The organism is Paenibacillus monticola (assembly GCF_009664975.1).
GTDB classification, from domain to species: domain Bacteria; phylum Bacillota; class Bacilli; order Paenibacillales; family Paenibacillaceae; genus Paenibacillus_AQ; species Paenibacillus_AQ monticola.
The window spans coordinates 655,889-680,824 of the sequence record NZ_WJXB01000003.1; the positions used below are offsets into that span (position 1 = coordinate 655,889).

General features: G+C 52.0%; 8 protein-coding genes. 3 read left to right on the forward strand and 5 right to left on the reverse strand.

Annotation, left to right across the window (positions count from 1 at the left end; genetic code table 11):
- Nucleotides 1–60: 60 nt before the first annotated feature.
- Nucleotides 61–1,572 carry a glycoside hydrolase family 43 protein gene (locus tag GJB61_RS12070; protein WP_154118735.1) on the reverse strand — a complete coding sequence of 504 codons (1,512 nt, stop codon included), beginning with the start codon at nucleotides 1,570–1,572 and terminating at the stop codon, nucleotides 61–63.
- Between the two features lie 33 nt (nucleotides 1,573–1,605).
- Nucleotides 1,606–3,291: an ABC transporter substrate-binding protein gene (locus tag GJB61_RS12075; protein WP_154118736.1), complete on the reverse strand. Its 1,686-nt coding sequence runs from the start codon at nucleotides 3,289–3,291 to the stop codon at nucleotides 1,606–1,608.
- Between the two features lie 212 nt (nucleotides 3,292–3,503).
- On the opposite strand from GJB61_RS12075, the gene GJB61_RS12080 reads away from it, so the two are divergent.
- Nucleotides 3,504–4,367: a helix-turn-helix domain-containing protein gene (locus GJB61_RS12080; RefSeq protein WP_154118737.1), complete on the forward strand. Its 864-nt coding sequence runs from the start codon at nucleotides 3,504–3,506 to the stop codon at nucleotides 4,365–4,367.
- On the opposite strand, the gene GJB61_RS12085 is transcribed toward GJB61_RS12080, so the two are convergent.
- Entirely contained in the window at nucleotides 4,368–5,273 is a 906-nt protein-coding gene (locus GJB61_RS12085) for an ArsR/SmtB family transcription factor (RefSeq protein ID WP_154118738.1), read from the reverse strand. It lies immediately after the preceding gene.
- 174 nt (nucleotides 5,274–5,447) lie between these two features.
- On the opposite strand from GJB61_RS12085, the gene GJB61_RS12090 reads away from it, so the two are divergent.
- Both GJB61_RS12090 and GJB61_RS12095 read left to right on the forward strand, forming a co-directional pair.
- Entirely contained in the window at nucleotides 5,448–6,944 is a 1,497-nt protein-coding gene (locus GJB61_RS12090; protein WP_154118739.1) for a glycoside hydrolase family 43 protein, read from the forward strand.
- 143 nt (nucleotides 6,945–7,087) lie between these two features.
- Complete coding sequence (locus tag GJB61_RS12095) at nucleotides 7,088–7,369, forward strand: hypothetical protein (protein WP_154118740.1); 282 nt, start codon at nucleotides 7,088–7,090, stop codon at nucleotides 7,367–7,369.
- Between the two features lie 201 nt (nucleotides 7,370–7,570).
- Here the strand turns inward: GJB61_RS12095 and GJB61_RS12100 are convergent, their stop codons facing one another.
- Complete coding sequence (locus GJB61_RS12100; RefSeq protein ID WP_154118741.1) at nucleotides 7,571–17,209, reverse strand: S-layer homology domain-containing protein; 9,639 nt, start codon at nucleotides 17,207–17,209, stop codon at nucleotides 7,571–7,573.
- 46 nt (nucleotides 17,210–17,255) lie between these two features.
- Nucleotides 17,256–24,896: an S-layer homology domain-containing protein gene (locus GJB61_RS12105; protein WP_154118742.1), complete on the reverse strand. Its 7,641-nt coding sequence runs from the start codon at nucleotides 24,894–24,896 to the stop codon at nucleotides 17,256–17,258.
- Nucleotides 24,897–24,936 lie beyond the last annotated feature (40 nt).

The following is a 24,936-nucleotide window of genomic DNA, read 5'->3' on the forward strand; positions in this document are numbered from 1 at the left end:
CCTGATGTGTTAACATCAGGAATTGAGTGAACTTGAAAGGGAGAGTGTTGTTATACTCCTTTATGTGAAATCATAATCGAACCAATCGAAATGAGCAGGTGAGCTAGATTTTTCACCATTACCTGTTGCATACATTGCCATAAACACACCCGTAAAGCCGCCGGCAACCTCTGTTCCCAACAGCCCACATTCTCCGTGACCGAACCAGACCGGTTCCTGACCGTTATCCGAATACCCAAAGGAATACTGCGTTTGGTCAGCATGAACGATCAGAACAATGGAGTCGGACGACCAGAGGATCTCATTCTCTACCTTCCACAGTGTGCCCAGCCGTCTGCGAAAGATAAGTTTGCGCTCTTCTTTGATTCGCGTTATGGCGATTTCATAATGAAATCGTTCATTCATAAACACAGTAATGCCTGCTTCTTCGCCATCCTGCTGTGGTGCGAATGTCATATGTGCAGCAGTGCGACATTCGAAATGCTGCTGTCTTCTGCCGACAAAAGCTGGCACACCCCCTTCATTCAGAGACACTTCGGAACCATATAGTGCTAGATAGCCTTTTTTCTCTGTGAGTGACCACCTCTCCGAATCAGGTGATCGTAAGAAGGTCCAGAAGGAAGCTAGTGTCGTACCATCGAAATGGTCCCTCACTGGAGAAACAGGCTGTGAATGTAGTGGAAGACTTCCGGCTGACATGATTTCGCTAACAGTTCCATGGTCTCCGATAATTGGCCAACCGTCCTCTGTCCAATGTACCGGTGCCAGAAAGGTTTCCCGGCCGAGGTGATGATGTTGGGGATATCCAATGGGTCGAATTCCAAGGAATACAGCCCACCAGTTGCCATCTTGTGTCTGGATTAAATCAGCGTGTCCTGTTGCATGAATGGATTGTTGCTGGCTCCGATGAGTTAGAATTGGATTATACGGACAGCTTTCAAAGGGTCCCTCCGGCTGTTTGCTCCGAGCCACAGTCACCATATGTCCGTATTCTGTTCCTCCCTCGGAAATCATGAGGTAATAATACTCTCCGATCCGGTAAAGATGCGGAGCCTCAGGATATTGGCCTCCAGTCCCTTTCCAAACTAGAATAACATCTGACAGACGCTCCCCTGTTTCTATATTAATTCGGCTCTGGTAAGCTCCTTGGCCCATGGCATCATGAGAGGTCGTATAATAGACTGTTCCTTCATCATCAAAGAACAGATCTGGATCAATGCCGGGTTGATCGACATAAACAGGATCGGACCAGGAACCGTGTATGTCATTGGTGTACACATAAAAGTTACCTCCACCCGACACATTAGTGGTAGTCATATAGAAGGTTCCTTTGTAATAACGGATCGTTGGGGCATAAATACCACCTGAGCTCCCAGCTGTTCTAAGATCTAGCTGTGCTGTGCGTGTCAAGACATGGCCGATCTGTTGCCAATGCACTAAATCTTTACTATGAAATAACGGTACACCAGGAAAGTATTCAAACGAACTGGTCACCAGATAGTAATCATCACCAACTCGGCAGACGCTGGGGTCGGGGTGAAAACCACTAATAACGGGATTATGATAATTCATATACGGGTTCTCCTCATCCATTACAATAGTGAACTACTCATTCCAAAGCTTAACACGATCTTGGACATATTTCGTAAATCCCTTTTCCATCTTCTCGACACCGGCCTTAATCAGGTCCTGCTGATAGTCATCCCAAATTTTGTCGAACTCTTCTGGTTTTGCAGTTACAGCCTCCGGGATTCTTTTCCAAGTAATATCCTTCATCTTATTAGCCAGAATATTGGATTCATCATCACTCGGCACCGGAATATTCCATGCTGCACCCCAAGCTTTAACCGGAAATTCGTCTTCTTGCGGAAAAAGATCTAACCAGGTCGTAGCATGATACGCTTGCAGCGTTTCCTTATCGGTAGCCGTATAGGCTTCAATAATTTGTTCTGGGTAATTCTTTGTAAAGTAGTTGCCGGTCGAATCTTTTACACCATCACCATAATGTGCTCCAATGTTAGTATAGAACCCGATGCCGGTCTCCTTACTGAATGCCGTGCTGTCATTTATGATGCGCTGCTGAACCCCTTCCGGCACGACACGTTTACCGTCTTGCATAGTATACTGCTTGCCCTCTATGCCCCAATTATTTAGAACCTGAACTTGTTCAGAAGCCATGAAATCCAGGAATTTAATCGCCCGAATAGGATCTTTGCAGTCCGTAGTAATACCAATACCCCAGCCGGCTATGAAGCCTGTGGACTGGAAGCGATTATCTTTATATTTGTCAGAGAGCATTACCGAGTAATGACCATAAGTCTGGTCAGATTTTCCTGCGGTCTTAAGGGATTTCTCTCCATCCGCATAACCCCAATCTGCATCGATCAAACCAATTACACGCCCCGAAGCAACCTTGGCCAAATATTGATCATTCTTTTGTACAAAAGTATCTTGCACGAGCAAGCCGGTGTTGTACATATGATTCAGCCATTGGAAATATTCCTTTTCGCCTTCCGTTCTAAAATGATAGGTCGCTTCATTAGTGTTGGAATCGATATAATATTCGCCATCACCTGACTTGCCAGTCGTTTCAGCTGCGGGATTGGTTACGGAAATATACATCCGCCAATCATCCGCATTAAGCATAAGCCCAATATTTTTATTCCCCGTTTCGTCGGTTGGATGTTTGTCTAGATAGGCTTTTATAACATTCTCGTAATCTTGAAGTGTTTTAATATCCGGATAGCCTGCTTCTTTCACAGCGCGGTGCTGCAGCTCAAATCCACCGCCTGCCACAAAGGTTTTTCCATCTACAGCCGAGTATGTCGGAATTACATAAATGGCCTTGTCATCATCGCTGTAACGAAGACGCTTAATTTGATCACCGAACATTTTCTTGATATTTGGAGCATATTGATCGATTAGATCGGTAAGGTCAAGCATAGCCCCGGCATCCACTAATTTGTTCAAATCTCCTTTGGGGTTGATGAGGTCAGGGTAGTCACCACTTGTTGCAATAAGCGCTACCTTTTGTGCAGGGTCGCCTACAGCAAATTCGGCATCAAGTGTAACGCCTGTCTGCTTTGTAATTTCTTTACTGATGTCATCTTGCATGTTTTGCCAATTTGGGTTTGCGTCTTCACCAAAATACGAGAATGTGATCGGTGATGTATCATTCTCATTTGTAGTCTCCGCCTTGTTGTTTGCCGCATTATTGCTGCACCCTACCACCAGTCCCAATGCAAGAGTTAAAACCAAACATAACTTTGGAAATTTCCCGATTTTACCCATTTTAATACCCCCATCTGTAATTGCATTATTGTTGTTGAATGCGCTTACGTCTTGTTCCAAGTTAACAGACTCACTTACACCACTTCTCTGTAAATTCAGCTCTCAGTTAGTATTATAGTTTTATTCTTAGTCCTTAAACCTTGATTTAAAAGACCAAAAATAGGATGATAGGGACAAATGTTCAACAATCCTAAGTGAAAGGGGAGTTTCGATTGCGAAGTGTTCCTCTACATTGGTTTACAGCCGACAAACAATTCGAGTTTTTTATTCAGTACGGAGGACATCAGGAAGATATGTATCTACATAATCATGTGGATTTCTCCGAGCTCGTTATCGTTCTGCATGGAAATGCTACACATATTGTCAATACGGAAGAATCCTTTATCAAGAGAGGGGATGTTTTTGTCATTGATGGCGCTACTTCTCATGCCTATAAAGACCCTCATGATTTTCAAATTTGCAACGTTATGTATAGCTCTGAGCTTCTGAAGTTAGCAGGTCCTGATCTGAGAAAATCAAATGGGTTTCAAGCTCTTTTTATTTTGGAACCGTTTTATCGAAATATTCAACATTTAACCAGTAAATTGAGCTTGCCGATTTCAAGTTTAGACTATATCTCATCAGTCCTGGATTTCATGATTGAGGAATATAAAAGTGAATTCCAGGGATATCAGACGATGCTACGTTCGCGGTTTATGGAGCTTGTCGTACATTTGTCCAGGCAGTATGAGAAGCAGGAAAGACAAGGGGTGCAAAGCAATCTGATGCATTTGGCAAATGCTATTTCTTACATGGAGGATAACTATTTGGAGCGGCTTTCACGTGAGGAGATTGCGGCTAAATCGAATATTTCCGTAAGGCATTTGAACCGGATCTTCCAATCTTATTATCAGACGACACCCTTCGCCTATCTTCAGCAGCTTCGCCTGGAACACGCATGTATGTTATTGAAGAAGACGAATCTGCCCATTTCAGAAATATCTTACAAAAGTGGTTTCAATGACAGCAACTATTTTACTCGCCAATTTACCAAGGTCTATGGCATGTCCCCCAAATTATACCGGAAGGATCTGTAATTACATTAGGTACACACGAATTACAATATCCTGGTCATGATTGCCGAACCCAGCCCCATAGAGTGTCAATCCACCCACGTTAATGGAATTCTCGTCAACCGCGAACCGAAGTGTCCAGAATTGTTCCCGTAGCTTAATATCCGCGATAGTCACATCCGACATCCACTCTTCATCTACAAATGTTCCTGAGTTATCAATACGGATCGTCTTCAATAAGCCGTATTGATTCACATTTCGATGCCACCATTCCGGTGTATATTTGCCCCGTGCAGCCCTTCCAAAGTCAGCCGGACTTGTCCAGGTTCCAAGCGTTATACCGTTGAATGTGAAGTGAATATCCGATGGCCAATGATCGTTCAAGCCAGGCGCTTCTGAGGCAATTTCCAGTGATATTTCGATGGACTCGGGAGTTTGATCAGGAAGCAGATAGTTAGGTGTCTTGTACTCGACGTACCCCCTCCCGAACCATAAAATAGCGGCGTTCACTCGCTCAGGGTCCAGAAAATAGCGTGGGTCATCCCAAACTCCAATTTCCATCTCAGGCGTGCCAAGCCCGCAGGTAGGATAAACTTCAAAAGAGGTATAATGTCCGATGGCAATTGTCTGCTCTCTGATCCTCGCGGTTCGGCTGGCAACGGGCAGCTCGATTTCAACATTTTTTTGTTTCAAGTAACACATTTTGTGTGTCCCTCCGTTTTGGCGTACCCTGCGGCTTCCGATTAGTCCGGCTACTTCCAGTTTGCGGATGTGCATGGTGACGATGGAGGGGCTAAGCTCTAACTTAGCCGCAATCTCCTTCACATTCATTTCGTTATCAGCAATAAAGCTCATAATCCGCCATCTGACTTCGCTTGCCAGTGCTTCATATAACGCCATGAATTTCGGTTCCCCGTTCGCTTTGATCATAATTATAATCTCCTGACTCATACCTATTGAAATCACATATATATTAATTTAATAAATTTCACCCAAACCTTCAACCCTTTTATATTGAAATCTCCTAGTCAATGGTGTTTAATTTTCATAACAGTTAATCCTATTGGATTCTTATATGTATGAATTTATCAATGAGGTGAAGAAATGAAATATAATAATCCGGTCATCAAAGGATTTTATCCTGACCCTAGCGTATGCAAAGTTGAAGATACCTATTATCTGGTTTGCAGTTCCTTTCAATATTTCCCCGGCGTTCCGATTTTTGAGAGCAAAGATCTGATTAATTGGACCCAAATGGGTCATTGCCTAACCCGAAAGAGTCAGGTTCAGCTGGGCACTGTTGACAGCTCCGGTGGTGTATTTGCTCCCACCCTGCGCTACAATAAGGGAAGATTCTACATGACAACCACAAATGACACTACACATCAGAACTTCTATGTCTGGACTGACGACATTTACGGCGAATGGTCTGATCCGATTAATGTCGATCAGGGAGGAATTGATCCGGATCTATATTTTGAAGACAACAAAGCGTATTTCATGAGCAATGGGACAGATGATAATGGAGTTAGCGGTGTCGTCCAGTGCGAAATCGAAATCGAATCTGGGCGCAAGCTGACGCCAAGCCGCTCAATATGGCAAGGTTCAGGCGGACGCTATTTGGAAAGCCCGCATCTCTACAAAATCAATGGACGGTATTATTTGCTGGCAGCTGAAGGCGGAACCGAATATGGCCATATGGTCACTTATGCGCGGGGAGATTCACCATCCGGCCCGTTCGAAGCCTATCCAGACAATCCCGTTCTGACCAATCGTAATTTGGGCGGTTACGAGCTGCAGGGGGTTGGCCACAGCGACCTAATTCAAGACCACGAAGGGAATTGGTGGCTTGTTCATCTTGGATTCCGGCAGACCGGACAGTATCTTACCTATCACCACCTGGGACGCGAAGTTTTCTTAACTCCGGTTATCTTTAGCGAAGACGGTTGGTTTACTGCGGGTCACAACGGTACCACTCTTATGAGCTTCGAGACGGATCGAATTGCAGACACAATCATTCAGCAGGAGAAACAAGTCTTTACATTCGAGAACACGGACTGGAATCTGGACTGGTGTTATCTACGGCATCCGGCCACAGAACATTATCTGTTAGCACCTGATAAAATAAAACTTATAGGAACGGAAGTTACGCTGGATGTTCCCGCATCCCCGACATTTATAGGTATTCGTCAAAAAGACTTTAACGCGGTTATTTCATGCGAAATCAGCCTTGCCAGCGGCGAAGCCGGTATTACTCTCTATATGGACGAAAACCATCATTATGATTTGGCGCTGCGCGAACATCAACAAGGATACGAGGTCATCGAAAGACTGAATATCGGGGATATTAAATCGATTGAAAAATCCATAGATCTGAGCCATTGCAGTCATACTACATTGGTAATTAAGGCTACTCCAACTCATTATTATTTCTATGTTCAGCTGGAAGGTACCGAGACCTTACTAGGAGCGGCGCAAACCAAATATCTCTCTTCTGAAGTAGCAGGCGGTTTTACGGGTGTACTGATCGGTTTGTATGTTACTGGAGAAACCCCAGAGTCTTATGCAGAGTTCACACATTTTAGCTGCGTGTATTCTTAAAGTTATCAAAGAAGTGGTACAGTTCAAATATAAATTAATATATTAATGCGCCATGAAGCACTAGTTTCGTGGCGCATCTTTATTAAAGAAAGGGGGGAAACCATGAAAAAACTTATTTCACTCGCTTTTTTTGTGTTTTATTTTTGATTGGATGTGCCGCTGATGAAACCAATAAAGCCAATACAGAAATATCAAATAGCGACCCAGTGACTTGGGTAACAATTGAAGACACAAATTATTATTATTCCTCTTATCACGATAGCATGGATGAAAGTACTCTTATTGATACTGAGACAGTAACCGGCACTGATGATGGCATACAATATGGACGTAAAATTTTTAAAAGTACAGTACTTAAAAATAGCTATTTTATTAAGAGTCCAGATCACGAAGGTGCATGGTTAGAATATAGAATTCGTGAATAAACAGTACCTTTCAATTCAATTCATTTTAAACCATTTCATTTAAACTTACGGAAAATCGATGAATTTAACCTGCTTAAGCAATCCGCAATAGACCAAAAACAAAAAGACAGTGAGTCTCCAATACCCGGAGACTCACTGTCTTCATTTACAATAAAAATCTAATTTTCGAGAAATCCCCTGCCGCTTGCCTATGACCGGGTGTCAGATTAAACCTGACAGCTTAAGCAGCTTCTCAATAATGGTTACTGCCTCAGCTCTGGTTGTCAGATCAGCGGGAGCAAGTTGCTTGCTGCCTTTTCCAGATACAAGTCCTGCGTCGATGCCTGCGGCAAAGCCATTTTTGGCATAATCGGCAATGCTTCCGCTATCGGTAAAGGTTTTCAGCAATTGTTCCTTACTGGCATCTGTCAACTCTGTTTGCAGGCCCGTGAGCTTCATGGCTCTGTAGAGAATGACCATCATCTGCTGGCGGCTGATTGGCTCCAGCGCACCAAAGCTGCCATCCGGATAACCGGATACCAGACCGTACTCAGATGCGATCTTGACATAAGAAGCATACCAGGCTCCGGCGCTCACATCGTGGAAGGTGGTACCATCTGCTGCAGCATTTCCGCCGAGACCCAATGCTTTCACGATGATGGTCGAGAATTCCGCCCGGGTAATGCTGCGGTCCGGTTCAAAGCTTCCTACGCCTACACCGCTCACAATCCACCGGTTGTTCAGGTTTGCAATGGCTGCCCGTGCCCAATGAGACTGAACATCGCGGAAAGAGGTTTCCGTTCGGCCAGTGACCATGGCAACCATGCCACTTCCCGACAAACTCTTGATAACCGCCGTCAGACTTTCGGCGTTCTCGGTGATTCGGGTAGGCAGCGGGTTGATGCTTCCGTCAGCCGCAACGCTCACTCCGATTGCATTCGAGGTATCCGTGGTCTTAGGTAAAGTAATCGTCCGCTCCACGTAAGCGTCAAACCGATCGATTTCCTTCTTCTGATCTCCAAGCGTATAAAAGGCTCGGAATACAATCGGCTTCACAAGGAAGTCATACGGTCCAGCCGCAACCACTTGCTCCAGCAGCTTCGCCTCCTGCTCATCCGGCGATGCGATCTCAAGATTCACCACCGCCTGCTCTGCCGCAGAAACATCCAGTAGCGCAGCGGGAACACGGAAGCCTGCCGTTCCGTTATCCACCAGGATCACTGCTTTGTGCTCCGCCATCAGCTTGACCAGCTTTCCGCTCAGCTCCACTTTGTTCACATCAGCCTTCTTGCTGAAGACGATGGCAATCTCGGCTGGGCCGTCTGCTTCCTGAAGCAGCTTTGTCAGAGCGGCCTCATCGACAACAATAGTTGTCGTCACTTTACCGTTCTCTGTTGTGTCCTTGGCTTGAGCGACAGCCGCAACTTTACCGTTCACCAGAATATCGAACGAGATCGCCTCCGTCTGTGTCGTACTGCCTCCACTTCCGGCGCCACCGCCGCCGCCGGTGCTGCCGCCTCCATTGCCACTACCGCCTCCATTATCGAAATTCGGTGTTTTCTTGAACTCCGCAATGAGCAGCCCGCTGTCATTCTTGCCCTCTGCCACCGTTATCGCCATGATTAGGGTGGAGTTGCTAAGCGGGATCGGCTTCGTGTACATCGGCGACACCTCGGAAGGAGTCGAACCATCAACGGTGTAATGAATCTGACCGTTCGCCTCGGTGCTTACCAACACCACCTCGGTCTTGTCCTTGAACTCAAGAGCTGTGGAACTTGTCGGCGTAGCCGCCGTTTCGCCATAAGCTAGCGGTGTTTTGTTAATGATGATAAGACGGCTCTGGCCGCTCTTCGAAGCAGTCAGGTAAATCGGGCCGGAGTCGCCCTGGGCCGTCCAGTGAATCGCAGACTCGGGAGTCGTGCTGTAGCTTCCTCTCACCTTATACGCCGTATCCCCCTCCTTCAGTACTACTGCAACGGTGGACAGATCGCTGTCCAGAGAGCCGGAGAAATACGCAAGTTGGGGATAAAAACCCTGGAGCGCCTTCCATTTGTAAGCACCCAACCCATCAGGCAATGTGCCACCTGTCAACTGTGAGGTGCCCATTCCTTCCGCTTGCCCTTCCACTCCAGTTACTTTGCTTCCCTCCGAAGTGTAATAGGCTGCCGGAGTCTGGAGCATCTGTGCATCAAAGTAATTGTGGACCAGAACCAATGCAGCTCCGGTCTGTCCGACCATGCCTCCGGCCAATGTTCTGCCCTTGACCAACTTGCCGTTGACATTGGCCGCAATCTGCCCCCCGTTCACATTGGCGGAGATCGTTCCCACCTCTGCATAACCGGCGATGCCTCCTGCCCGGGCAATGTCGTTGCCGACGGCTTCTACGGTTCCAGTATTATAGCTGTCGGCAATGGTTCCCGAGCTTGATCCGGCGATACCTCCCGCGCTTGAGTCCTTCGCTGACGCGGCGACATCGGAGTAAGAGAAGCTCCCATCAATAGAGCCTTTATCACCGTTGCGTCCGGCAATTCCACCGGCGACACTGGTTCCTACAGGATTGGAAGCCGTGACGACGGCTCTTGTATACGATGTCTCAACACTTCCCTCGTTGAGCCCCGTGATGCCTCCCGCCACGGAAGGGGAAGTGATGATCGTCAGGCCCTTTACAGCGACGTCTTCTATCTGGCCGTTATTGCTGCCTGCTACTCCACCGGCATACTCTTTGCCCGTAACCTTCAGGTTCTCCACAACAACGCCAGTCAGCCGGCCCTGATTATCACCGGCTACGCCTCCGGCCATCGCAGAAGATACGTTGCCGCCGCTTACTGTCACATTCTTGATGATCCCCTCCGGTTGGTTCACTCCGGCTGCAACGCCGGCACTGAGCTTCCCGGTTAAGGCCGCATCCTGCAGCTTCACATTGGTGATCGTACCGTAATTCTCAACGACTAGGCCGGAGTGGTCGAATGCATCGGTACGATAATTCAATCCGGAAATGACGTGCTCGCTGCCATCCAGCACACCTTTAAAGCTCGCCACAGGCAGCCACGGCTTGGCAGCCAGGGAAATATCTCCTGTCAGCGTGATGCTGTCGATTTCGAGTGGTGCGTCTGCAGCCAGATCAAACAGCGCATACTCAGCACCGCCATCATCGTAGAGAAGCGCCAATCCCGCCAATTCTTCCGCGGTGCCCGCCGTGAACGCAGTCTGATTCTTGTCGGCATGGGTAAGCACGTTCAGGTCAGGTAAGAAGCGCCAGTTGGAAATGCCCATCAGCGCCGGAGCATAAGGCTGCTCTCCATCGACAAAGCCCCATATCGGGTCATTGCCCGAGAAATTCCATCCCTGCGGCTGACTGTATTCGGCAATGGACAGCTGCTTTAGATTTCCGCTCTGCCCGTCGCTGCTTGTATCATGCCCGATGGGGGCCAGACTTCCTTCATAATAGGAGTTGTCTATTAGAGCATTCCGGAAATTATAGCCGATAAAAGCGCCCATGTAGGAGTTGGAGCCTCCGGCCACAGCCGAAACCGCAGATACTCGCTCATACACACGTGACAAGCTGCCGTCATTGTAACCGGCAAAACCTCCGGCATAGGAACGGGTTGCCCCATTGCTTCCGGCAACATTGACCTGTTCCTGGGCTGCATAAGCGTCTTTAATTTCGCTTCCATGGTAAATAACTCCGGCGAAACCTCCGCCTCTGGCATCAAAGGCCTTGTTGGACACATTCCCCGTGGCGTAGGCCTGCTCAATACGATACTGATTGACCGTGCCGGCGAAGCCGCCAGCATAAACCCCGGCTGCCCCACTAACTGTAACCCGGCCCGCCGCGTATGCTAACGAAATTGTGCCGCTTCCGGTCTCTCCCAAGAGACCGGCGAAGCCGCCAGCGTAGACGGTGGTATACGGATTGATACTGTCCATCCGAATATCCGGAGTGGCAGAGGAGGCATAAATATCCGTACCGTCCGCCAGCCCAATGAACCCGCCGATATGGGCATCGGATTCCGTTCTGCCGGCCGCGACGCTCTCTCCAATAACGATTGGCTTGTTGGCTGCCGCTTCCGCGCGGGCATAGGAAATGCTGCCACCGGACGACTGCCCCGCCAGGCCTCCCACATTATAATTTGTGCTGTCTTCAGCCTGAATTTGGCTTCCTGTGTCAATTCCGACCAGTCGGCTGTCCTCGGCATAGCCGACTGCCCCGCCCGCCGTCGTTGTCTTCGCTCCGCTCAGTTCAAGGGTGACCGCGGAGGAGGAATTGTACAGGGAGACGGAATCCAACTTCCCTGAAATGCCGCCGGCATACAGTTCCGCCGTCTGACCGGACGCGTCGATTGAGATTGTTCCTGCAGGAAGTTTCGCTTCATATATCCCAGGGTACAGCGGCACCAGCAGTCCGAAATCCAATGGAGTGTCTCTCTTCGAAGATTCCAGCGTTCCGGCAACACCACCGGCTGCAAGTACACCGGCCGATGCGCTCACCTTAATCTGCGGCGAAGATTCCAGCTTGTACAGAATTGAGTCCTTCGCCTGGCCGACGATACCACCGACTGTAGCACCGCTGCCTGTTGTCGAGAGGGTTCCGCTGAATACCGTCTCCTTCAGCGCGGCATCAGCCAGCTTGCCGGCAATACCGCCCACAATCCCACCTTCACCCGCCGAGGCAATCGTCACATCCCGAACCTCGACTTCCTCTATTTCAAACGTGTTACCGCCAAGACCGGTCTTAATTCCGACGATGCCGCCGGCTACCGCGTTTGCTGCGATGACCGCTCCGGGAGTCTGGTCACCTTGCACTTTGGCATTGCGGATCACCTGTCCAGCTGCCGAACGGCCGAACAGCCCCCCGGCAATGGAACCCGCAGCCGGGGCCTGCACGCCTCCGGCAGACAAGCTGACGTTGAGTCCGTCGGCCGTTCCGGATTCTGCCACACCGACCAAACCACCGGCCATACTGTCTTGGCCTACCCCTACAATTCTCCCTCCATCCTGCACGAAAAGGGACGCTGCTGTGAGGTCGCCGTTCATTCTTCCTGCAAGACCGCCTACAGCCGCATTGTCGCCTGTGGCTTCAATAGTTCCGGCCACCAATTTCAGACTGCCTTGGGCAAGGCCAGAGCGACTATCGCCGATCAGCCCGCCCACATATGCTCCATCAGCATTGCTGGACACCTTGCTTCCTTCACTGATCGTCATCGACAAGCCAGAGACCTGACCTTCATTTCGGCCGATAAGACCTCCGGTTACCGTCCCGCCAACAACCTCGGCGCCGCCTGACAAGCTTCCTTCCACCTGCTCAACCTTGCCCAGATTCAATCCCGCCAAGGCTCCAGCATAGCTGTTGCCGATTAAAGAGAGGGGCGCTACAGAGACTTGCTGGACAACAGCATCGCTTCCTATGACACCGAATAGCCCCGCATATTCTCCTTCAGTCACTCTGAAATCACCGATCAAGTTATGATTGCCGTTAAACGTTCCTTCAAAAGCATGACTGACATCCGCCCCAATAGGGGTCCATCGTGAGGCTCTGATACCGATCGGCCCCATCACGTCTATCGTTCTGCCGATGAAATTGAACGGCGCGACATCTGCCGCCGTACCGTTAACGATCGCTGCGAGGCCTGTCAGTTCTTCCTCCGTCTTGATGGTAAAGCGCAACGACTCAGGATTTTGGGTATACCAGTTCAAATTCATGCTTGGCGAAACACCGTCTCCATCGCTTGCATCAGCACTCAGGTTCAACTCTGGGTATTTGTAATCAGCGCCAGCTGAACTATACCGCCAGGGTGAACTACCGAACGTCCAGCCGGACAATGCCGGAAATGCTTTACGGTCGGCCAGAGCTGAGGAAAGGATAGGACTCAAGCGGGCGTAATTGTTCAGTTCATTATAGATTCCCCCGCCAAAATCCAAGACTCCGCTGTTGATCGACAGACTCTCATCCTTGACATAATACGTATCGTCAATGAGCTTCTTGCTTGCGCTGGCATAGTATCCTACCAAGCCGCCTGGATACGCGCCCTTGTCTCCGGTGATCCGGCCGGCGGAGTAGCTACTTGCCACTGTTCCCGTCGTTATCCGTCCGATCAGACCACCACTATAGGAGCCCTTTCCACTGGCGGATACATCCTTGCCTGCGTAGGAATTGACAACGGAGCCGGAATGCTCACCGATCAGACCGCCAACATACGTATAGGCCCCGTCACCCGTTACTTTTGACATTGTAAAGCTCTTGTCCACACTGCCGCTGTTTCTGCCGATCAGACCGCCCAGAAGGGAATAGCTACCCGCCGTGCCGGCCAGATCACTTTTCAGATCAGCTTCGATATAGGAGGAGGCGACTCGGCCTGTATTCTCGCCGACCAGTCCACCGATGATAGTAGATATGCCGCCAGCGGATAAAACCGCTTTGGAAGACATGTAATAGATCGTTCCGGTGTTTCTGCCGATGAGTCCGCCGACCAGGCCGTTACCACCGTCAGACACAACGGGAAGAAGACTGCTAATGCTGTTCTTGGCTATGAAGCCCCGGTTCTCGCCGACCAGGCCGCCAGTTACCGAAGAAGGTCCGTGTACCGCGATGCTCCCGATCAGCTTGCTGTCCTGAATGGAGCTTATGGAAGAAGCTACAGCCACTGCGGGATCTTCATCGCCTCTGACATCATTCAAGCCGACAAGACCACCGGTAATCGAGGAAGCGGCAGAAGCCGACAGGACTATCGACAGAGAACTCATCAAGTTATCCTTCAGCACTCTGGAAGCGGCAGGGTGACCATAGCCGGCCATACCCCGATTATAGCCGGCCACGCCGCCGGCAATAGTCCCGGTTCCTTTTAATGCAAGCTTGACAGTGGAGCCGGACATCTGCTCGATCGCACTATCCACGTTGTAGCCCACAATGCCGCCCGCATAAAGCCCAGTTGCCGCTGCCGTCCCGGTCAGAAGAAGATTCTCGGTAGCTGGAACCGTCACGCCGCTGCCGGTGAGGACCGCATTTTCTGCCCGTCCGACCAAGCCTCCGGCTCTAACCCCGCTGCCGGACACATTCACCATGGCATAGTCTGGGAGAACCCCTCTGACAACGGATTGTTCTACGTCCGCGCCGATAATCTGGCCGACCAGTCCACCGATCATACTGTCCGGACCCAGTGCATTCAACACAGGACTCTCTACAACCACACGCCGGATCGCGGAGGCATTGCTGTCTCCCACGATGCCGCCTATTCGTGAACCACTTGCCGATTTCGTAGAGGTAACGGTCAGTCCAGACACGTTGCTGTCCGTTCCGTTGCCGCTCACAGCAGCTCCAGCGCTGGTTCCTCCGGCAACGCCGCCCACAGCGGTGTTTGGCCCTTCTGCGGCAAGCTGCAATTGGCCGTCGCCCGGGGCAATAACAGGATTGCTAATGGCACCCGATGTAAATCCGGCCACCCCGCCCATTCGATTGACGCTGCCGACGGTCTTGATGGCTAAATCCATCGCTGTCAATTCTGTCAGCTGGCCGCTGTTTCTGCCCACAATTCCTCCCAGGTCCGAATGATCGCCCTGGGCGTCGATGGAAATTCCAGATACCGGCTGCAGGGTATCCGAATCAAGTTCCATGCCGTTGTCTCCAATTACACCGCCGATTGCATTGTTGTCGGCGGCCGAAGTAATCGCTATATTCCGGATTACGAACGACGTTCCCTGCACACTTGCCGTGGCTTGGGAAGAGATCTTGCCCGCCAGGCCGCCCAGACTGGAACGAAGGGCTTGTGGTCCTGCTGACAAGCTGATTCTGTTGACCGTAGCCGTCCCCAGCACCAAGGTGCCTCGTCCTTCGCCAACGACACCGCCCGCCACCGAATCGGCAGCGTCCGTGGAGACATGCACACTGTCAGTACTATCAGAATACGCGTCGCCTATGTCCGCATCCATGATCCGTCCAAGGGCCGTACCCGCGATGCCGCCCGCCGCACCACCGTTTCCGTAGGTGCGTATTTCCGTATATTTTACCGCCGCTGACTGAATAATGCCGTCCACGTAACCTGCCACGCCGCCAACATTGCCGCTCGACTGGATCAGAGCCGGCGTCTTCGCCGTGCGGCCGATTGTCGCACCAGCGATCACGCCGCCTCCCGTCGTATAGCCGGCCACGCCGCCGGTATGAACGCCGCTGCCCCCTGTAACTTTAATCTCGCCCGAGAAAATTGAATCGGCGATCACGCCGCCCAGCCCGTAATATCCTACGATGCCACCGGTGTACACCTGATTGTCAGTGCCGGATGCGATGGAGGCTACCGTGATTTTGCCACCGTAGGATTCGCCTTCTATCCCGGAGTCGCCGACCGACACATTCCCGACAAAACCACCGGTATAAAGTCTGCTGGCTGCCGTAACCTCAATGTCCCCTTCGCTGGAGACATTACTCGCCACCTTGTGATAGTTGCGGTTCGCGACAATGCCTCCGGTATGCACATCGGAGGCCGTGCCGGTTACGGCAATGCGGCCGGTGTTGCCATACGCTGCTGCAGCATTGCTGTGGAACAAAAGGCGCTGGCCTGAGAAGCCGACTAATCCACCGGTATACACACCGTTACCAGAAGCTTCTACCTGAATTGCGGCCTGATTCCTGACGCCTGCCTGGAACGTGGCCGCGCCTTCCACCTTGCCGGCTATGCCTCCGGTGTACACCTCCGACGAGCCACCGGTCGTCAGAGGCGAGCTGTTAAGTACGCTGTACCCCAAGGTGAAATCGCCGGCCACGCTGCCGACAATGCTGCCAGTGTATGTCCGCTGGCCTGCCTTGTTGACTATGGCAGGCGCTGTCTGCACAAAGGGGATAGATAAATTCAGCCCATCGGTATTTTCATAAGCTCCGACCAAACCGCCGGCGGATACGCCCGCAGACGCAGTCTCGGAATTCACGAGGATCTCCCCGGAGTTCGAGGTCTGAGCGGAGAAGGTGACGAAGGTATCCGCTGCCACTCGGCCCATAATCCCGCCAGCCGATCCGCTCCCGATATCCAGGAGCGTAATCCGTCCGCTGTTCCGCATGAAGGTCTCTTCCTCTGCCATGAATAGCGGTGCGGACGCCAGTCCGACAATGCCTCCGGCATCGGCTTTGTAGACGCTGCCCGTAACGCTGATGGGGCCGGTGTTCTCGTTCTTCTTCAGCGTCAGGCCAGCGTTGGTTGAAGCCACAATGCCTCCTGCCATGCCCCAATAAGAGCCGCTGAGCGCGATACTGCCGTGGTTGGCCACATTGGACAGCATCCCCGAACCGCTGCCGACGATCCCTCCGGCATATACGTTGCCCGTGACTGTTCCCGCCACCTGAATGGAAACCTCGCTGGTCACATCCAGGATCGTGCTGTCTTCATCCATGTAACCGGCAACTCCGCCCACGGCCGCATCGCCGGAGACCGTGCTCTGAATACTGCCCGACAGCGTAAACCGACCGACCGTGGCCCCGCTCATGCGGCCAATCAGCCCCCCATACACGCTGTCCATAACGCTCAGGCCAGTCAGAGCCGTGCTATGCCCGGCCTGACCGATAAGAATTCCCTTGAACGGATGCTCCGCGGTGCCAATCGGCACCCAATCGTAATCAGCCAACGACAGGGAATCGGAGGCTGCAATTTGAATTGTTTTGCCGCTGAAATCGGTAGTTCCGTCATTAACCAGCCTGGCGACTCCCGCCAGCTTGGCCGCCGAATCGATGATATAAGTAGAATAATTGGTTTCATACCAGCTTATATCCGCATGGTCCCCCCAGCTTCCGCCGCTGGCTTCCGCCGATTCTCCTGCGGGCAGCAGGGGAACCAGCAGCAACGCGCAGCATAACAGCTTGATCCATTTTTTTGAAAATAGCATAGGTCACCTTCCCGCTCTCTGAATATAATTACCTCTTCCGTACTCCTTACGGGGTGCCTACCGGTACAAGATCACCTAGTCTGATGGCAATGGCCGCAGCCTGGGCGCGGGTGAGTGCACCGTCAGGGAGAAGGGAACCGTCCTGTCCCGAGATCAGATTCTGCTTGACGCACAGGACAACTGCATCTCTGGCCCAATCCGGAATAGATTCCGCATCCTTGAACTTCGCTAGGATGGCAGCAGCCTCCGCATTCGTGACCTGCTTGTCCACTCCCAGCAGCTTCACCGCCCGGCCGGCCATCACCATGGCCGACAGCCGGGAAATCTCCTCATTCGGGTGGAAATTCCCATCCGCGAAGCCGGTAACCAATCCATTCTTGACGGCAATGGATAGAGCGCGGTTGTACCAGCTGTCCGTCTTCACATCGGCGAATGTAACCTGCTCCTGCTGGTTCATCAGCCCCAGTACCCGAAGCAATACTGCAGGATACTCTGCACGAGTGATTCGGGTGTTCGGCTCGAACCGCTCTTCGGAGCGGCCCTGCATGAACAGCTTAGCCGCCGCCTCCTGGATCGTCGTCTTGGCCCAGTGGGTGTCGCTCACATCGGCAAACGTCGGACTTTTGCTGATAAAACCAATGCTTCCGTTCCCAGTCAAAGTCAGATTGACATATACCTTGTTGCTGACAATATCCAGGGACCAAGGCACCGTAGTCCAGCTTCCGCTGCTATCCCGAAGCACAACCGCCGTAATGTCTCTTGCCGCAATCGTATCGGGCACAGCCACCTTCGCCGCAACCGAACGGTTCTTGTAAATGCCGGACTCCTGTATATCAAAGGTAACTCCATCGCCCTCGCCCAGCAGAGTGGAACCTAGCGTCTTGGCGATTTGCGCCAACTCTGCCTTCCGGCTACTGCTGTTCTTGTCGATGGCGATCTTCAGGTCTTCGCCGGTTGTTGCCGCCGCACCGGAAGGGAAGGACAGCTCCGCAAAAGGCAGAGCTATGCGGAGCAATTGCCCGCGATCGGCTGCCTGCGCCAGCACTTTGCGATCAATAGCGAATTCATATCCGCTGACCGCTGTATCCTTGCCTTCAATCAGCAGAGTCTTGGATGTGCCGTCGCCGGTGTCGGAGATTCTGGCAACCAGACGGTTATCCAGTTTCTCCGCCTTAACTGCGGAGCCGCCGACGAGAATACCAGAATCGCCGCCGGTGCCCACACTGCCACCTGCACCTGTTCCGCTACCACCTGCGCCACCACCACCGCCGCCACCTGTGCCGGAGCCGCTTCCGCTATCACTCCACAGCACCGCCGGCATTAACGCCGATACCGCCAGGGCCTGCTTGCCGCCGTCCGGGCGCTTGGCTACGGCAATCCGGACGCCGCTGACAGCCGGAATAACACCGTCGTCAGGAAGAAGAGTCCAGCCGCTTACGTCATCCTTGTAGCGTGGAGCAATCGTAACGCCGTCCGCCGCAGGATACACCTTGTAGACCAGCTTGGAGTCGTTTATGTCTCCCGCCGACAACACATTGACCTTCGTAGCCGCTCCATTGCCGGAAATAGCCGAGGTATAGACCATGATTTCGGTCACTACATTTACTACCGTCATTCCTTGAAGCGACTTGCTATCCGACAGCTTATAATCTGCGGACACAATCGCCGAGCCTTCGGCCAATCCCTTCACCTTTCCGTCTTCAGATACTTCGGCGGCTTCTCCCGTATACAAGGAGTAGGTCAGCTTCGCCAGATCACTGTCGGCTACAGGCACTTCCTTGTACTGAGCATTGCCGTTTGCATCCTTGCCGACCTGTACCCGCAGGAAAGCTTCCAGCTGCCGCTCATCTTTAACGCCAAGGCTGGTCACTTTCCGCAAAATCAGGCCAACTGGCACCTGATATCCGCCATTGGTCAGCACGACAGAGGCGCTGTTGCTGTTGCCGACCCGGTCTACAGCCTCAAACGTCAAATTCAGCGTCGGCTCAGTGCCAGTCGCAGTGACTTCGCCGTCAAAGCGTCCATTTTTCCCAACCGTTACTGGCTGCCCGTTCACTTTCAGCACAGCATCATTGCTCGTCTGTCCGGATACCCTGATCTTGCCGCCGGCCGTTCGTGTTCCCGGAAGCGGAGTATCAATGTACAGAACCGGATCAATAGTGTCCACGGTCAAATACAACATGGTAATAGTGAAATCGCCGGTCGTCTTGTTTCTCGTCCGTAGTTCCACTGCGTAAGTGCCGTCCGTAGTGAAGGTGGAGAAGTCCAGCGTTCCGGCGCTCCCGGCTGAATGGTCTGCAAGCCCTACTTTGCCGAGCGACTTGCCGTCATAAATCGCCTCCACCTCCACATTTTGTTGATCGGAAACTACCTTAACGCTCTGTTTCTTAGCGCTGCTTAGTGCCTCCGCATAAGCGGCGGTTGCCGTCCCCATCTGGGTTGAACCTACGCCCTGTATAGACAGAACGGGCTTCGCCGGAACCGGAAGCAGCGTGTTTGCTGTATCCACCCGCTTGGAATAATGCAGATTCTCATTCTTGTCCGCATCCTTGTCCGGCTTCACCGCCGCAGATACGCCAACGACATACTTCTCCCCGACTTTCAGCCCCTTGTAGTTGAGCGAATCGCCTTCGACCGCCTTGCCCTCCAGGCTGGAATGATCCACCTGGCTTGACTTGGAGGTCGGCGTCCAGCCGCCAAGCCGGATGCCTTCATATTTGCCGCTCTGCTCATTCCAGTACGGCTGTAATTCCTCCTCAGTGAACAGAAGGGAGCTGAAATTCTCGTACTCTGCAAGCTTCCCGTCCTTCTGCTGAAGCACCTCAATGCTGTAGCTATGCTCGTAATCGGTCTGCCCCGGCTTCTTCACCGCAGGCTTTAAGGACAACTCGAAATATCCATTGCCCGCAGGCTTGACCACCACGTCGCTAACCTCATCTGGAGCAAGTGGGTCCACCAGCTTGAACTTGTCCGCACTTGTCTTCGTTCCGAAGGTTGTGGAGGATTGCAGCTCCGCCCGCAGATAATAATCTCCCTGGGCCATCAGGCCTCTGATATCTTCCGTTGCTCCAAGCAATGAAACCTGGGTAGCGTCGATCCGGGTGCTGCCCGAAGTGACACTGCCGGATACGCCACCCCCTTGATCCACCAACAGGTCCTTCGCAATCAGCACGCCCGCATCTCCGGGCGCTATAATCGCTCCGTCCGCGGAAGTGGGAGGCAGCACTGCATCTTTCGTCAGATACAGGTTGATCGTATCATCCGGCTTGGCACTAGATACCTTCCATGAAGCGGTGAAGGCGTTCGCGTCTGCGCTGTCCTGATCCAGTCTGACCTCATCCAGCTTGGACACCTCGGGGATGTTGAACAACCGAGTCTCCACCGTCTGATCCGCATACAGCTTCCAAGTACCACTGCCGGCCCGACTGGCTGGAATGGCAATATATGCTTTTCGGATCGTTTCGTTCTGCCCGGCGATTTCCTGGGTGAACGCATTGGCGTTCGGATCGTTGATTTTACGTTCATCATAGATGATCTTGTAATCGCGGCTGCTGTTGTCCTTTAGTGCAAGCTGCGGCACGGAATCACCGTAATACTGCACTTCCAGGATCGCGTTTCCGCTCACTGCCGACATTGGAATTTCATGAAGCTTGCCATCGTCAGACACCTTGATGCCGCCGATGCCCACATCCAGCAACCCGTTGTCCAGAAGACTCACACCATCGGCGAGGCTGTGATACTCAATTTCATGCAGCACGTCTTCCTTCGTTACCCATGAAGTGGCCACCGCTTCCGCCCCCTGACCGAATACGACCAGCTTGGGCCCGGTTTCTGTGTCCTGAACCTGCAAGTAGAGCAGCCCATCCGGAAGCTTCTCGCCGGAGGTACCGAATTCAATATCGCCGTCAAAATAATAAGTTACGCCCAGATTGATGAACAGGATAGCAAAGCTGCCCCACATTTTGTCATTGTTTACACCCAGTGATACACCGGCCAGCGGCATTCCGCCAACCATTGGTACATCGGAAGGAATCTGCAGCTTCGCGCCTACGAAGCCTTCAAAATCAATCCGGTTCTTGATCAGATTCTCCCCGACGAACAGGGAGGCTTTGCCGACAATCACATCCCAGCCCAGAACGTCTACCGTCGCCGAGGCGCTGACGAACCATGGCGTCATCCATTGGGCCGCAATCTTGGCTTCGGTCAGCATGGCCAGTTTCTCCGATTCGGGTGAAGGGCTGTAGTCCATTTTGCCGACCAGCTTGATTCCCGACTTCTTGAGTGTCATGTCGATGCTGCCGTAGAACGTAGCCGGCTCTACCCCAAAGGTGATATCGGCACCGGCCTCAAGCGTCAGCGGCACATCGCCTTCACCGGCAATCGTATCCGCCAGCTCGCGGATCGCCCCCCGGATGCCGGTCAGATAGGTCGCGCCAGTAATCAGCACGCCCGGATCGCCAAGATCCGCCTCGAAGCCGATGGCATCCGGCAGAATCCGCTTGTCCGCCACCTGTTTGAAGGCAAGCTCCACGCCTACACCCACGCTGCTTACAGTCGCGTTGAATTTAATGCCATAGGTATTGGACACATCCTCCACTTCTTGCACATAATGAACAATTGTGATTTCACCTGATGGCATGTCGCCTTCTTCCTCATCGCCCTCCTTGGGCTTGGAAACCAGTCCGATATCCTCGTTCAGATCGAATTTGAGGTTGGCGTCAATCCCCACAAAACCGTTATCATTGAACATAACATTCTTGATCTCCGACTCCACAATTTTCAAGCTGATGCCGCCGCCGAACGAAATCCCCCCTGGACGCAGGATATAATCGTTAAACTTCATGCCAAAGCCGTTGATTGAGAAGCTTGGAGCAGCGAACAGGCTTCGCTGGTTGAAATACACATCAGGGATCATCAGCTGGCGCAAAGGATTCAGCCGATCGGCCAAAGCTCCCGCTGCCCATGTCAAAGTCCCGTTTAGCGAATCGTCTTCTTCGCCCCCGCCTTCATCTTCTTTCTTCTGCTCCTCTTCCTCGTCCGCTTCGTCGTCGCTTTCCCCCTGGGTCAGCGATTTATTGAAACCATTGAAGAAATCCAGCGTCCATTCGCCGTTGAAAAAGACAAAGCCGCTACCCGCCACGCTCAGGGTTCCGTCTCCTTTTGCACTCAATGTATCAAAAAAGGGCGTTTTCTCCGTATCGATTACGTTGTCAATTCCCAGCACATTGAGCTTGCCACTCGCAAATACCATGTCTTTGCCTTCATAGGCCACCGCATTGTTGATGATGGCTGGCTCGCTCTTCGTATCCACCACGTACTCGGCGTCATCACCGCTGCCGATTTGGTTGATCATCCCGCGAATTTCCAGCAGCACCTCGTCACCGGATGCTTCCTCATCCTCAGCGCTGCCCGTGCCGCTGTCTTCTTCAGCCAGGCTCTCCTTGAATGCCTCCAGGTCTTCCTCGCTCTCGAAGGCTTCCAGATGGTAAGCGGGAATCTCCTCCGCCTGCGCCAAATACTCTCCGCCAAATTCCGGATCTGTCACTTTGGCACCCAGTACCATAGCATTCATAGCTGTAGTAAAAGAGCTTTTCAGCCCCGCATAGGCCGCCTGGCCGGGAAGCGTATACCCCGGGAACGCCTCTGCGTAAGCTTCCTCCAAATCGCTCTTATTGGTGTTGTCATATGGAGTCGTCAGGTCGAAGGTTCTCTTGACGATGGCTAGAATACTCGCTTTTTTAATCCGCGTTTCCTCGTTATCACTGACGACAAACCGCTGGCTGGTGGTCAGATCATACAGACCGGCAGTATCCGCCGAGTCCTTATAGTCGATCTCGACCTGATATTCGCCAAGGGGTAAATCCGGCCCCAGATCCTTCTGCTCCTCGCCGTCATCATTCTTCAGGACATTGCCATCTTTATCTACCAGTTCCCCGGTTCGATAGGTGACCCGCATATCCCCTACCTGCCCGTCATTGGCGGGCTGGAGAATGACCGAATCCTTCACCGGCACTTTGTACCGGTTGCCGGTGGCGACTTCTTTGAAATAAAGGTCGAAATTGGGGTCCGTTGTAGCGTTTCCGGTGTTATACGCCTCAATGTTGGACAAGTTGAGGGTAATATACTTCACATCGGAGGTATACACTTCTTCCGGTGACATCGCGTATACATAGCTTGATGTAGCTTTGCCGACAGGCGGCAGCAGCACAAAATTGGCCTTACTCGACTTGTACTGTGCCTTGACCGTTTCATCCTGGATGCTCTCCAGCTTGGCTTCCGTCTCTGGACTGCTGACAGACATCAAATATTCCGGCGTTGTCGGCCAGGCCTTGCCTGTGGCGATGACTTTGAAGGAGGCCGTAACCGTCTCTCCGGGCTTGAACTTTGGCTGTATGCCCTGCTGCGCCTCCGCTGGCGTCGCTTCCTTGCGGAAGATCGCGGTCTGCGAATTGCCGGTTCGGGTCATGATCTTTCCGCTGGCATCCCGCTTGATCTTCCCGCTCGTATCCACATCGACGAATTTGAGCGCGTTATCGAGCTGCAGACTGACATTGATGCTGGATTGCTCCGTGTTGAAGGCCTCCAGATTCTCCACTTCGGCTGTGATATCAAAGACGCCTTCGTTCTCATAGCCGCTGCTGTCCTCCAGAGTCGCCAACTGATTCACAGGATCGATATAACGGATAGAAAATGCCTTGTCCGGCTGCACAATTTCCCCCAGACCGTATACCGTTTCATAGCTGTGTACAGCACCCGCAGCAATGGTATCCGGATTCCAGTACAGCGCAACCGCTGAATCTGCCGAGCCATAGTCGTTCGTGTCCGTAGTGAAATCCAGGTTCGGATTGACTTCATAGTCCCACTTGGTGTTGGCCATTTTGCTCCAGTGGCCTACTACCATTTCATTCACGATATTGATGTCATTCTCGGAAAAGTTGTTGAATCCATACGCCACTGCGCTAGTCGCCAGAGGGTCGGTGCTGTCATACTTGTCTTTCATGACCCAATAAGCCGGCAGCGTATAGAGCGATTTCTCATCCTCGCCAATACCGGGAGGAAGCTTATCCTCGTCCACCAGTCTCCGCTCTACCTGCAGTGGAGTCTTGTAGACCTTGCCCACTTGAAAGGCCGGACCGTCGTTGCTGCCGACCATGGTGTCCAGCAGAATACGAGAGCCTACCTCTACCGTGGATTTTGTGTTATTGACAACGAGATAGCTTACATTCACATTGCCGGCATTCATCACATCAGAAGTGTTCATATACAGCTTGATGATCTGCTTGATCTGGATGCCCTTAATCGTCCATACCGTTTCAATCTGCTTGGTTCCGTCGGTATTCTGTACAATCTGGGGAGTGCTGATCTCCGAAAAGAACGCTGCACCGAACTTGTACGGATTGCCAAAGATATAATCCGTTCCGTCAATGCGGAAGGTTGTAAAGGAAGTTTCCGGATCGTCCCCCTTGAACATCATGTTAATATTCTGATCCTTCTTGCGGATCGGTTGGCCGTCGACTGTGCGAATGGCGAAGCGCCCCGTATCATTATTGACGGTTACCTTGACGAGGGTGTTGCTCAGAACCGTTGTATCTGCCTTGCTGATCTCATTGGCAAACGCCGAGATAGGAGAACCAAAGGTGAGGAGCACTACCAGTAAAACCGTGATCGCCTGCTTTATTCCTCTCATCAATCTTGACCCCTTCATTCTTAGAATTTAAGAAGAAAGC